Raw genomic sequence first — 13,145 nt, 5'->3', positions numbered from 1 at the left:
CTTTACCAGAGCTAGTCTATGCCATTTTAAAGAGGAAGCGTGTATATCTCTCCCTCTCTTTTGAGCAAAATGATGGCATCTCTTGCTTTTATTCATTACGTTCATACCAAGTCAGTGGAACCAGTTGGCGACGCATCTGATTGACAGGTAGACCACTTAATTTGTTGTTCGTATTGCTTGAAATCAAACCCCGCGATTGTAAATTGTTTTTGCTTGTCGAGCCCGCCCCCACACTGAGTGCCACAATTCCATCACCCGATTTACCCACTAAGCCAACGGATTCCGTAAGCTGTGACTGTTCACACACACCAAATGGTAAACAATAACGATATACCTCTGTTTTCCCACGAACCTGAACTGGACAGGTAGGTGTAATGCCTCGATCATATACACTGGCGTATAAGTTCTTATTCATCACAATCATTTCATCTGTAACTTTCTTCGCATTGTCAAAAGAAACAGCCCAGCCATTTGGCATTAAAGCTTTTACTTCTGCAATATTCTTATCCTTGGCTTCTTCTTTACCTAGAATGCCACGTAATACTTTACCTGGCGTAGTCAAATCAATATCTATTGTCTCTAGTTTATCTGCTGCCAATGTATATAAAGTGCTTTTTATGACGTCTCGATCAAAGAGGTTATAAATAGCGCCCGAACTCGAATCACTGGCTGGTAAACTCCGGTTCCCTGACGCAATACTAATGACAGCTAAGGGTTGTTCATATCCATACACGCTAAAGTTGGGTGCATCAAAGAAACGGGGACTCAGCCCACCTGCTTTATGTAAATTCAGAATTCGCGTCGCACGTTGCGCAAAATCACCTGTTTTGGTATTGGTATTGATATCTACACGCCAGACTTGTCCGCCTAAATCACCAAAATACAGATGATCAACCAGTCCATTGCCATCGCGATCAGCAACACTAATACGGCTGACCACGCTATAATCCATATTTGTTACATTTAAGGCATTCTCTTTTGCGGTATCATTTTTAGTTGTTGCACTCGAACTTGCCCACCACAATAAGTCACCATTATCAGCATCAAACATATAAACCCCCGCACCTTTTTTATTGGTTTGGTTATATGTTGGGCACTCATAGCCCTTGTTACTATAAGCAGATAAACTCACACCTGTTTCCGACTCAGCACAAGCAACCGTCCCTGAGGCATCATAGCCGCCTCCCACAAACATCACCTGTTTACGTTGTCCTTTCCAATTGACATAAGCAATTGTAGGTTTAGACCAGCTTTGTCCCATATTCTCGAGTGCTGAGAAAGATTGTCCTGTTGGATTTGCCGCTGAGTAAACTTTGCCTGTATTAGGATCGATATGGAATTTAATTTCCGGTTTGTCTAGATCCGCAAGGTTCAGTGCATAATAACTACGTCCTCCCATCCGTAAGCCACCATATAAAGTTTGCTTTCCTGTTGCGATGACAGTGTCTTTATTCTTTGCTTGCTTAACAGTGGCATAAACCTTGCCCTCACTATCCATACCATACGCATATTCAGTATAAGCCGTCCAAGCACCATCTATTCCGTATGGCATATCAGGCCAATAACCTTTACGATCTTTTAGGAATGCTTTTCTTTGTTCAGCATTTTCCAGCATTTCATTTGGAACAAATGCAAATTTCTCTTTACCATCATCGGCATCGACCACATGTAATAGACCTTGGGTAGAACCAAAAGCAATGTAGTCATCCCGATCAATTTTATTTGTATCAAACTTGGCATATTGAGTCAGTTTTAAGGGCGTAGAATGCAGAGACATACCTACCTGCCAAAGTGGTTCGCTTTGAGCAAGGCTATTTCCTGTCGCGCTTTCAGGATTATCGAGCTGATAGCCCAACAAGCTCATTAAATAACCACCATAAGTATCTTTGGCAGAGGCGTTGATTGCACAACGTGTCTCACTCGAATCTGCCAAATAATTTGGTGTTACCTTCTTCAAGCTTGCACTTTCAGCAAAGCTACCATCAGTTTTACAATTTCGATTAATCCATAAATTGCGCGCTGATGTATCCGCTTTTGTAGGGCGTAAACTTTTAAGTTGATCTAGTGTCCCACCCATAAATAATTTGGTGTTTTTATCTTGATCTTCTAATTCATTACTATTCCATTGGTCTTTCCAGTCCACCATCCGGATAATATTATTTCCACTGCTCACATCTGTGACGGAGTATTTTTTAAGGTTCCCAAACCAATGCTGTTGATCCGCTGGTTTAAACATACTGTTATAGACATCATTACTTAATTGATATGGGGTTAATGGATCAGCTGGAATAGTTTGCAAACCCATAAATGGCGTTGATTCCACATCAACCATATGCTGATTAAAATTAATGATACTTTGTGCAATCCCGCCAGTGCTGGCTTCTGTATACCAACCACCTTTACCCTCTTTACCCCAATAGGCAAGATTTTCAACATCTGCAGCAGGAAGTGAAGTTGGTAACACAATATTGACCAGATTAATCAACCGATCTAAACCTAAAAGGCCCAAACTCACTACATCTACTAGTTTTAATACAGAAGTTAATAAATTTTTTACTGCACCAAGCAAGGTATCTACAATACTTCCACTTATACCTGCACCAGAGACCGTATCGCCATTCAACTGTACATAATTAAAATCTTTACCAATCCCTGCTACGCCTGTTTTGATTTCATATTTTGGAGTCGTCGTGGTATTTAACAAAGCTCTTGAATAATTAGCGATACATTGCCATGTTGCCGTATTTGAGCCTTTCGCAGCCCATCCTGGTGGAGAGTTATTACAAAAATTAGCAGAGTCATTAGTAGGCGTTTGGCCTAATGATTTCTGCATCACTCGTTGTACACCTAATGAATCTGTAGGATCAATTTTGGGAATACTGCCTGTTAATACAAAAATACCCTGCGCCTGGCATTGTGAAGTTGTTGGATCTGATTGAGCAATAGGTTTGATTGAGGCTGGTTTGACGTAATCATTCCCCGTCACAGGCACTTCAATTTTAATAGGTGCCGCTGTGGTAGTTATGCTATTCCTATAGCTAAAGCCGCTATAAATAGAATCTTGAGTGGAGGGCTGATAATAATTTTGATTATCATTCCATCCTACCGATGGATCGTAAACAGTAGTTGGCGGCGTTCCACTCCGTTGATATTCCCCCCATCCACCCCATAAAGCTACACAACCAGTGAGAATAGTACAGGTAATGGTACCAGTACGCTGCTCCTCCCATTCCCCAATTGCTAAACAACGCTGCTCACTGCTTTGAAATATATCTACTAACCCACTTTTAGGTACATATGTATTCGTGTACACAGATGTACATTTAGCGACATAGTTTGAACCAACTTTTTTGGCAACAATATTACCTGCCGTTCCTCGTGTATTTTTTCCAAGCAAATATGCGCCCGTTTCCGCATAAGTTGTTGCTAATGGCGATTCTGGATTTTGCAATAATGCTGTTACCGTACCGCCCAACCCGGTGATCAGATTTAGTATATTTGCTAATAAGCTTCCTATGCTTCCCACTAAATTTGCGGCATTTAAATTTAACGTCACGGCATTTGAGATAATTTCAAGAATCTCAACAACACTATTTAGTGTATTTCCCAATGGATCAGAACTTGGCACTAACCCATCTATTGCAGCTTTAAGTGCTTTCCGCTGGTTGCTATCATCGGCGACAATGATCCCATTCGCATCTTTATCTCCTTTTTTATAGCCTAGCTCTAGGGCAGGTACAACTATCATTCCTGCTTTTTGGTTTACAGCACTACTGTTTTTGGCAGGAGCAACCGAAAGTCCTATTGCGGTTTTAGGAGATAATGCCGTAATTCCATTTTTTGCATTACCATTTAGAACATCACGTACAGCCATTTTGATTCGGGTTAAACGACTATAACAACGATAACCTTCACCTAAGTTAATATTCACGGAAAGGATTTTATTACTTTGAACAGGCTCACTCGCTTCAAGTTTAGAAAATGGCGTACAGCTGGCACGCATGTAATCTAAGGAGCTTTGCAAACCTAATAAACTATTTTTTTGAGTCCCTGTGATGGTATCAACAGTACCCAATAAGTCTAAAACTGCTTTCGGAAAAACCACATCACAATAGGCTTCTGTTCCTGCTGGAGGAGTCAACTTAACATCCACAACAGGCAGTGCACCGACAACTGCAAAAATCTTACTGCTAATACATAATGGATAGTCTTTTAATAAATCTAATGCAGGAGACCCCATGCTTTGGGAGGTATCTACCATCAACATAATCGTACTATTTCCACCACTACTTCCTTGTCGATAGATTTCAACGTCACTCGCATGAGTTGCAGGTGAAACAACCAACAAACATGACAGTGCAGAACTGACCAATACAAACCATTTTGTACTGTTACTATTCAGATCGGTTTGTTTTTTTTGTTTTATCTTATTATTTTTCATGACTATTTCTCCCTTATGAACCTGATGGCTCAAAGTCCGATAAGAAGCGATATTCTGCGACTTGTATGTTATATATCGGTTTTTCTGTATTCTGTTTGAGGCAGTTAGCAACATCATTAACGCCATTATTATCAATACTCTTGGTCAGGCAGCCTTTATTAGGGTCATTGTCTGCCTTAAATAAAGCATCAGCCGTTAACAACCCTTGCATCACCGACACCACATAGACACGCAAGCGAATATTGTTTTCAGTTTTTGCCCCGGTTGCCTCGGTACCACGAGATAAGTCTGCAAAAGGTGAAGTTGGTGTTAAGGCTCTTTTGATATAAACCTGAGTCACCACCTGTTTACGGCCACTTGAGGTTTTTGCCGAGGCTTCATTACAAGCTCCAGCACCCGAACTATTAATATTAAAAGACTGACTATTCAGCCGGTAACCCGCTTTACTTAGTGCAAAGGAATCCGCTCCTGAAAAGCAAAATACCAGCTCTGCATCTTGGTTATTTTCATTTTTAAAGAATCCCACCACCCCATTTGCGGAAGCCAAATTCTGCTGAGCATTTGGATCTTGAAAATACATCAGGGCTGCATCCGCATTCTGGGCCAGCAAAGTCTGGATCTGATGATTACTCACCAGCTTCAATGAACTGATACTTTGACGTATCGCCAGTGTCCCAATAATCGTAATCATTAATAAAATCATGAGTACAACAATGAGTGTCGCACCACGTTGAGCCTGAATCATATTCCAGTCCCCCCATTTGTACAGGTTGTGGTTTTACTGCTATCACAACCTTCTGAAACCCACCCCATTGCATTGCGTAAAGAGACAGTTTGATTCACGACCTGACGTAAATAATTGTCCTGATAGGCCGGTGTCAGCTTGACGGAAGTCCCCAAGACCTGAAATGGTTCTTTATTGCGTTCTTTAATAATCGACTGGTTGCCCGTTTTGTCATCAGAACGAACCAGTACGCCTAATTGAATGGCATGGACATGCGGTCGGACAAGTTGTGTTACCCCATCAATATTTTTTGAAGTTGCCTTTAAAGCCATATAGTTTTTAATATCGGCATAAGCCAAGGTACTGTTGGCACTATTGAGATCACCGTCCATATAGCCCAAACGCACCTGAAAGAAATCGACATTGGGTAAAATCACCTGACTGTCTGCCCAGGCAAGTTTCAAACGATCTGTTGCGGTTTTTGCATCAAGTGAAGCCTGACGATATTGGGCTGCCTGGCAGCGCAGGGATTGACGTGTATCCTTTGCGGTTGATCCCACATAATAACGCTGCACCACAAATGTCCCGCTACTCACGTCTTTGCCCGAGCAGTCCAGTCCGCCTTGGGGTGCTTGGTAACGGATGAGTAACTGGTCATTGGTTAATAAGTCCGTTGCATTGGTTAACGTCACATTGGCATTGCCAAAACTGCTAAGCTGGTTATTGGCAAAGCAATCTGCACAATTCAGATCAATTTTTTCACCGACATTGTTTGAAGTCAGCAAAATTCCGGCATAACCAATCTGGTCATTGACTGCAGGTACAGGTGAGCTCAGATTGGCTTTACGGATATCATCGACAATAAAATTCAGGCCTAAACTGGCGTTGTCCTGAATATGTGCCATGGCTTTTTGCAATTTATAACTGGTAATTCCGGTAATAAAGAGTTGAATGGCCGCTGCAACAATCAATAGCCCTAAAGTGAGTGAGATCATCAACTCAATCAGGGTAAAGCCAGATTGGCTGTTGCTATAGGTTTTACAGTCTGTGAGGCTTTTATCCATGTTAATACGCCTCCAGAAACAGGCAGTGTGATCCGGAAACATAAGCCCCATCTTTAATACATGAGGCAATTCCATCATTTCCTGCCAGATTGGTTTCATCCCAGGCGACATAAATACATTGTCGGTTATTACCTGTTGGGCATTGATCTACAGCAAGATTCATCCCGCTGTCTTTGGCTTGTAGGGCCGCATTCTGTAAATCCTGTATCGCGATTTTTTCAGGTTTATCCGCTACATTTGATACTGACGTTTTTGGGACTTCTACCGCTGCATCCTTATATTTTCCAGTCCGGGTCGCCTGTGGATTGGCACGCATTTTCTCTGCCAGATCACGTGCAATGGTTAAGGCTATCACCTGTTTATTGGCCTCCAGACTGGAATCCACCGCCCGTAATTGCAAGGCCGCAAAACCCAATACGCTGATCGCCAATAAGACCAGCGCGACCAAGACTTCGACCAGCCCCACACCCTGTTGTTTTATCTTCATGGGCAGGCTCCTTCCGTGATAATGGTATCCCCGATTACCCCCACCCGAACACAATAAGAAAGGCCTTGTCGCTCCAACACAAAGTCTTTTTGTGCAGCAATACTGCCATTCGTTCTAAAACTGAGACTTGTCGCAGAGGCATTGGTTTGAGACACGCCATTTTCTAAACGGGCAATAAAAATGCGTTGTGTGTCAGTTTTGGGAATCGCAATTGCAGTTGCACAATCTTCGAGTGATAAAGATGCCAGACATAGGCCTGTAGTCTGGCGAAGTAAAACGGCTTGGCTTCTTGCTTCTGACACCTTCATGGTCAGTTCACGTACGGAGGACTCTAACTTTTGGCGGTTATACATGGCAGCAAATGAGGGAGCCGCCATTAAAGCAATGATTGCTAAAACAGCGATGGTGATGATCAGTTCAATCATCGTAAATCCCGAGCAAGGTTTAACCTGTGCGCCAGATAAAGTGCGATGCTCCACGTCGTAATGGGCTTGTTGCATATAGTCCTCCATATGCACAAATCTTTTTGTTGTAACAGCGCTCTCAAGTATTTTAAGTAAGTAAAATCAATTCATTATATCAATGAGAGAGGCACTATTTTTTCGTGATTGTTTTCATGTTTAGTTATCAATTTCAACCTAAAATACACGAAATGCTACCATTAGGGGATAAAAGGTATAGAACAGCAGATAAGTGATAATCTGATCACATTTGCTTGTTATTATTGTTAATAATGTTAAATGAATTAAAAAAGTATTTATAAAAAAAGCAAACCCTAGCGGTTTGCTTTTTTATCTGGCTATTAGATATAAGGTTAACGACCATCCCAGTTGCTGGTTGCGGATGGGGTACAGCTCGAACCTTTAGTCCAACATTTTTGCCCTAAATAATTTAAGATAATACTTCCGTCACCCACTTGTGAAGTACCCGTTTTAGGTATAGCTGTTAATGTCCAGGTAGATGCGGTTGTTGTCAGTGTTAAATCATACAATGCTGTTCCAGATTTTGGCGTTACTGTACTTCCGTATACTCCAAAAGTGCCTGTTAAAGCAGCGCCCGCATAAGTCCCTCGCGTAACTTTAAACTGACTGAGCGTATGAGCAATCATCATCATTTCAGACTGTGCATCTGTCCGCTTTGTTCTTTTGACATATTGCTGATAGGAAGGATAAGCAACTGCAGCAAGTATCGCGACAATCGCCACCACAATCATTAATTCAATCAGTGTGAATCCTTTTTTATAATGCACTACCAGTCCTCACTTCCTGTACCACACGCCACCTTGGCAGGGGGTGTGCTTGAACCAGGATTAATATTGATATTCACTGGAGTAATTGTCTTACACTTAATTCCAGTGCTTGTTAATAGATAAGAAAAATTCTTAACATCACTGCTAATAGCTGTAATGACCCAACTTTGTCCCATTGCGGTAGCGTTTGTGAGTAAAGGATTTGCATTTCCCCCATCTCTAATCCTAATTGTATATTTTGGATTACTGCTCTCCAGAGGTAAAGAAAGCGTCTGTGTTGTCTCTACAAAACTATCCACTCTCGGTGATGGAGGTGCTGGGTAAAGGTACCGCGCATTAAAGCCAAGGTATGTAAAATTTTTTAGTTTATGTCGCTCGAGTTGCTCAGCAATTTTATACATTTCTTGTTGCGCCTGAGCAGCAATAGCACGGCGCGTGAAATGCTGATAACTCGGAATTGCAATAGCTGCAAAGATTGCAACAATCACAACGACAACCATCAATTCAATCAAGGTGAAACCTAAACGACTTGAGATATTCATAATCTTAATTCACCTTGGCATAGCGTTCATACCAACGTTTTGGTATAAAATGCACCTGTGTATCTACTATTGGGAATCGCTTACTTACTTGACAATCATTCCCTACACATGGCGAACAACTATCTCCTACACAAATATCATTTGTATCTTGAACAATGATCGACTTACCACCGCTCACAGGCCCTACATTAAGATTGACAATACCAGAACCAAGATTCCATGTATAATCTGCATCTTCTTTACATACACCTGTCGGTAAACATAGTTTTTTAGTAAAACTATGTCCTTTTACTCCTGCACCACACCCTGATGAAGTACCAGCATTTGAAGCATCATACATTGTCACATACAAACTACCATCCATTGCAATTAATGGAGTAAGACCTTTAATCACAGCTGCATTTGCAGATACATTGGTAAAAGTTTTCTTAAATGGGTAGTACCACCCACCCCAACCTGTATCTTTATTAATCTTTGCCCCTGTAACTGTTGCACTACTTTTTACTGTAGTTTCAATCAACTTTAATTTGGTTAAACTAGCTTCTGCTGTAGTAGAGGTCTCTAATGTTCGTGCAGCAAGTTGATCCGCCAATACAGGATATCCACCACTCTTGTCAGGATGAATATCATAATCATAGATTGCATACACAGCGTCATAATCTAAACCTGTTGAACTACGCGAACCTGTTGATGCAACTGAATCTACTGTTGCAAGTAAAGGTGAACTTTTGTTTCCTGATACAAATGCAGCAACAACAATATCCCCTCCCTCTACTTTTCCACCACTATGGTGTGCAGTAAACGTTGGTGGTAAATAAAAACGCGGGCTTGTTCCATCTGATTTATGCACATTCAATACTTTACTAATCTGTGAAGTGAAAGTTTTACTGTCATTTTTAAAATCAACACGGAATGCCTGGCCAGCTAAATCACCAAAATATAAATGATCGACAACACCGTCTCCATTACGGTCCACAGTTTTTATTTCACTCACAACACTGTATTTAAGATCGCTATTACTCAGATGCTCAACTCCAGTAGTCGCTGATGCTGAATTTGAATCTGCATACCAAAGCAAATCGCCATTGTCAGCATCAAACATATAAACTCCAGAGCCTTTTTTGCCTGTACTACAAGTCAGATCATTTACTACAGTACAGTTAGCCTGTGCCTGTTTATAATTATAATATTCATAACCTGCAAAACCCGTACGATGACCTTGAGCATCAAATAAACCATTACCATCGGTACCGCCGGCATCATAGCCCCCACCAATAAACATGACGAGTTTACGCTGACCTTTCCAGTTTACATAATCCAATCTTGGTTTAGACCAACTTTGTCCCATATTTTCAAGTGCAGCATAAACCTTACCATCAGCACTATCAGCTGAATACACACGTCCAGAGTTCGGATCAATATGGAACTTCACTTTTGGTTTATTGATATCTGTCAGGTCTAAAGCATAGTAACTACGCCCCCCCATACGCATACCACCATAAACCCATTGTTTACCGCTTAAATTTTCTTTTTCAGTTGCACTTCCAACCACATTGCGTGTAGTTGCTTTAACTGTTAATGTTCCATCATCTTTAGCTACATATACCGTATGGGCTGTCCATTCACCATCCATACCGTCATACAAAGCATAGCGGCCTCCAGCCAATGAACCACCTCTCTCCCTAAAGGTCTCCGCTTGTTTGTCTAACATTTCTCGAGGAAGAAAACTAAAAACTTCTTTACCAGTACCCGCCTCAACTACAGTCAATAAGCCTTGTGTTGTACCAAACATAATATAGTCTTCACGCTTCCGACTATTTAAAATAGCTTTACCACTACTATCTAATTCAGCAAAGGATTGCCCCTCTTGGGTTAAAAGAACAGGTAAAGAATGTGGGCTACTACCCATTTGACGTAAATCTGCAGTTCTAGTTGTAAAATCAACGCCCTCAACTACTTCACTTTCAGTAAGGTTATAGCCTAATAGAGCCATCAAGTATTTGGCGTTTGGATCACTTTTAGTTTTGTCATCAGTTGTATAAGTATAAGGTACTCTTACTAAATCAAATTCATTGCTTACAGGTGTTGTGGCCGTTGCATCATAGACATAATTCGTAAATAACTTACGTCCTGTTTCTAGATTACTACTTGAGACTGTTGTACCTAGAATCAATTGGCTTAATGCTCCGCCTTTTTTATAAATTGGAGTTTGTTGTGGATAGCTTATTCCTGCTGACCACATATCATCCAGATCTTGAAGCTGACTTTTTCGGACGACAGTTTGTGTTGAACCACCACTTGCCGATGCAGATACCTCATTATTAACCACATAATATTTTTTCATATTTCCTAACCACAATTGTTGCGTATCCGTTGGATTCACTTTTGGTTCAAATTGTGGAAAATAGGCATAAGGCTGAATCATTTCAGGGTTTAAAGCATCTACAGGAATAGTTGAAGCGCCAGTACTCATACTTGGCACATCCTTAATAATATCTTTTAAGAAATTTTTAACACTATCTACTACATCCTGAGCATTCTTACCTAAATAGAATCCACCACCCCCCTCTTGCCCCCAAGTCTTGGCGTCCGCAGGAAAGGTCTCCCCTCCAAAACCAACTACTGCTGTCCTAAACTCAATTCCCACAGGATTCTTCGTAGGATCTTTTAGATAGGCAGAAAATTTTTGAATACAAGCCCAGTCATTCGCTGTACAACTAAAATTACTCGCAAATGAAGAACTAGTTAAAGCCGTTTTCATCAAGTCTGATGTATAGCTCCAGTTATTTGGCACACCATCAGTTAAAACATAAATTCCCTGACCACTACATTCTCTGGCATTACGAGCTTCTGCTGTGGTGCCTATTTGTTGCTTAATACTACTTGGTGCTTCATAAACAGTTTTTGCAGTATTCTTAGTTGCGTCATCTGAGAATAAAAAGCCTGAACCATAAGGATAAGTGGTACTCACCCCATTAATACTTTCCGATGTAGTAGCTGCAGAATGTTTTGTATGTGTCCCTAATAAATAAGCTGCTGTTTCAGCATAAGAGCGTCCTGTAGGTGTCCAAGAAGGAGCTGTCATTGCTGCAACTTTTTGGATAAGTAAATCACGCTGAGTCAAACCTGTTGTATTATCCAATACTGTACTTAATGCTCTAGCAGGAACAAGAATCTGTCCAGTATCTGTACTATCACTATTTTTTCGTCCTAAAGTTGATAAACCAATAACTAAATCATCCGCCAGCTTCGTCGTTGTCGCATTGCCATTGAGCATTGCAATCATGGCATCCTGTACGCGAGTGATTCGCCAAGGGTATTCTGATGTACCCAAGTTTTGATTTAAATAATAATACCGAGGATTTGTCCCAGTAGTAGTATAACTAGAAGACGGCTGACTAGCCCCCGCAAAGGTACAATCACTTGTATTAGTTGAATAATCAGGAGATATACTACCACTACATTTATAATAAACATACGGACTCCCTCTTTTATCAGTTCCTGTCCGTTTAAAATAATAACGTTGCTCTGTTGTAATACCCTGACAATATGTCCGCCTGTATGATGTTGAAAATCCATTATGAGAAATAGTAATATCACTCGTTTTTGTTGTACTGCTTACACCACTAGGTTCATCACAATCTTTCATACTCCCTGAAATATCAAGCATCATCATCAAGGTAGTTGCGCCTACCTTATTCGCAGGAACGACATAAATTTCTGCATCGCTGGCATAACTTGGAATACTATTACAAATGAGTGTCGTGATTGACGCGGCAAATACGCCCACCTTAATTTTCTTTAATTTGTCTGATAACGGTAGTTTTACCTGGTTTATATAATCATTCTTCATTTTTATTTTTTCCATGGTTTCACTCCTATGACGAACTACCGCTAATAGTTTGTAAAATATATTCCATCTGTTGCGTACTATATGGAACGTTTTTCTCTGATAAACAATCTGTTACGGTTTTATTTTTTGTGATTGGGTCTGAAAAGCTTGTGTAATTACTTAAACAGTTATTAATTTCTGTAGTTGATGCCTCACTGAAATTAGGAAGAATCGAAGTTGCAGTAATAGCAACTCGTGGCTTTCCAACACTTTTAGATGAATCTTTATCATCTGCTTCTAACATATCTTCCCAATCTTTTTCAGTTTCAGAAGCTCGAACTGATACTTGTGTCATCACTGCATTTCGTCCACTCAAGAAATCAGTCATTCGGTTTTTTTGACAAAATCCGTTTTTCCCAGCATCTGTATTTTTAATAGTTGTGCCTTGCCAATACACTACACTGGCAATACGACCACCTGAAAAATTATCTGTAACTGAACCACGAATACAAAAAACAAGTTCTTTACCTTTATTTTCAGGACGCATCACATAACCTAGCATCCCATCCCCACCACGCATTTCGGCTAAGGTAAGTGCATCATCAGTTTTATTTTCCAAGGTATAAAATACAGAATCACTGGTTTGCTTAAGTAAAGCCTGAGCCTGAGCGTTCGTCGCAATCTTTAAAGAGGTGATACTGCCTCTAATCGCCCATGTTCCAACTAGCGTTAAAAGCACCAGCATTATGAGGACAACGATTAGAACGGACCCAGCCTGATCTTGTCTTATATTCTTCATAACATCA

Annotated in this window: 9 protein-coding genes; all 9 read right to left on the bottom strand. The window is 40.7% G+C overall.

The window, feature by feature from the left end; translation table 11 throughout:
- Nucleotides 1-88: 88 nt before the first annotated feature.
- Nucleotides 89-4,441, bottom strand: coding sequence for a PilC/PilY family type IV pilus protein (locus tag J699_RS08185; RefSeq protein ID WP_032868584.1), 4,353 nt, complete (start codon nucleotides 4,439-4,441; stop codon nucleotides 89-91).
- Nucleotides 4,442-4,454: 13 nt separating this feature from the next.
- Complete coding sequence (locus J699_RS08190; RefSeq protein WP_032868583.1) at nucleotides 4,455-5,186, bottom strand: pilus assembly PilX family protein; 732 nt, start codon at nucleotides 5,184-5,186, stop codon at nucleotides 4,455-4,457.
- The gene (locus J699_RS08195) at nucleotides 5,183-6,229 is read right to left on the bottom strand and encodes a PilW family protein (RefSeq protein WP_032868582.1); all 1,047 of its coding nucleotides are present in this window, start codon (nucleotides 6,227-6,229) and stop codon (nucleotides 5,183-5,185) included. The genes J699_RS08190 and J699_RS08195 overlap by 4 nt, the downstream gene beginning before the upstream one ends.
- Before the next feature lies 1 nt (nucleotide 6,230).
- On the bottom strand, nucleotides 6,231-6,716 hold the full coding sequence (pilV, locus tag J699_RS08200) for a type IV pilus modification protein PilV (RefSeq protein ID WP_032868581.1): 486 nt from the start codon (nucleotides 6,714-6,716) through the stop codon (nucleotides 6,231-6,233).
- On the bottom strand, nucleotides 6,713-7,216 hold the full coding sequence (locus J699_RS08205; RefSeq protein ID WP_032868579.1) for a GspH/FimT family pseudopilin: 504 nt from the start codon (nucleotides 7,214-7,216) through the stop codon (nucleotides 6,713-6,715). Before J699_RS08205 ends, pilV begins: the two co-directional genes overlap by 4 nt.
- Nucleotides 7,217-7,530: 314 nt before the next feature.
- The gene (locus tag J699_RS08210; protein ID WP_050441688.1) at nucleotides 7,531-7,929 is read right to left on the bottom strand and encodes a type IV pilin protein; all 399 of its coding nucleotides are present in this window, start codon (nucleotides 7,927-7,929) and stop codon (nucleotides 7,531-7,533) included.
- A 35-nt stretch (nucleotides 7,930-7,964) separates the two neighbouring features.
- Nucleotides 7,965-8,507 (bottom strand): type IV pilin protein, encoded by a 543-nt coding sequence (locus tag J699_RS08215; protein WP_032868576.1) that lies wholly within the window; start codon nucleotides 8,505-8,507, stop codon nucleotides 7,965-7,967.
- A gap of 4 nt (nucleotides 8,508-8,511) precedes the next feature.
- On the bottom strand, nucleotides 8,512-12,375 hold the full coding sequence (locus tag J699_RS08220) for a hypothetical protein (protein WP_171070855.1): 3,864 nt from the start codon (nucleotides 12,373-12,375) through the stop codon (nucleotides 8,512-8,514).
- 10 nt (nucleotides 12,376-12,385) lie between these two features.
- Complete coding sequence (locus tag J699_RS08225; protein WP_032868746.1) at nucleotides 12,386-13,138, bottom strand: pilus assembly PilX family protein; 753 nt, start codon at nucleotides 13,136-13,138, stop codon at nucleotides 12,386-12,388.
- Nucleotides 13,139-13,145: the final 7 nt, after the last annotated feature.

It is taken from the genome of Acinetobacter sp. 1000160 (assembly GCF_000588715.1).
Classification (GTDB): domain Bacteria; phylum Pseudomonadota; class Gammaproteobacteria; order Pseudomonadales; family Moraxellaceae; genus Acinetobacter; species Acinetobacter courvalinii.
Note: the sequence above shows the minus strand (reverse complement) of the source record. Positions and strands in the feature narration are given on the sequence as shown.

Excerpts from the sequence above, each read along its gene's own strand:
- J699_RS08185 (WP_032868584.1), bottom strand. The coding sequence starts at position 4,441 with ATGAAAAATAATAAGATAAAACAAAAAAAACAAACCGATCTGAATAGT.
- J699_RS08190 (WP_032868583.1), bottom strand. The coding sequence starts at position 5,186 with ATGATTCAGGCTCAACGTGGTGCGACACTCATTGTTGTACTCATGATT.
- J699_RS08195 (WP_032868582.1), bottom strand. The coding sequence starts at position 6,229 with ATGGATAAAAGCCTCACAGACTGTAAAACCTATAGCAACAGCCAATCT.
- pilV (WP_032868581.1), bottom strand. The coding sequence starts at position 6,716 with ATGAAGATAAAACAACAGGGTGTGGGGCTGGTCGAAGTCTTGGTCGCG.
- J699_RS08205 (WP_032868579.1), bottom strand. The coding sequence starts at position 7,216 with ATGCAACAAGCCCATTACGACGTGGAGCATCGCACTTTATCTGGCGCA.
- J699_RS08210 (WP_050441688.1), bottom strand. The coding sequence starts at position 7,929 with ATGATTGTGGTGGCGATTGTCGCGATACTTGCTGCAGTTGCTTATCCT.
- J699_RS08215 (WP_032868576.1), bottom strand. The coding sequence starts at position 8,507 with ATGAATATCTCAAGTCGTTTAGGTTTCACCTTGATTGAATTGATGGTT.
- J699_RS08220 (WP_171070855.1), bottom strand. The coding sequence starts at position 12,375 with ATGGAAAAAATAAAAATGAAGAATGATTATATAAACCAGGTAAAACTA.
- J699_RS08225 (WP_032868746.1), bottom strand. The coding sequence starts at position 13,138 with ATGAAGAATATAAGACAAGATCAGGCTGGGTCCGTTCTAATCGTTGTC.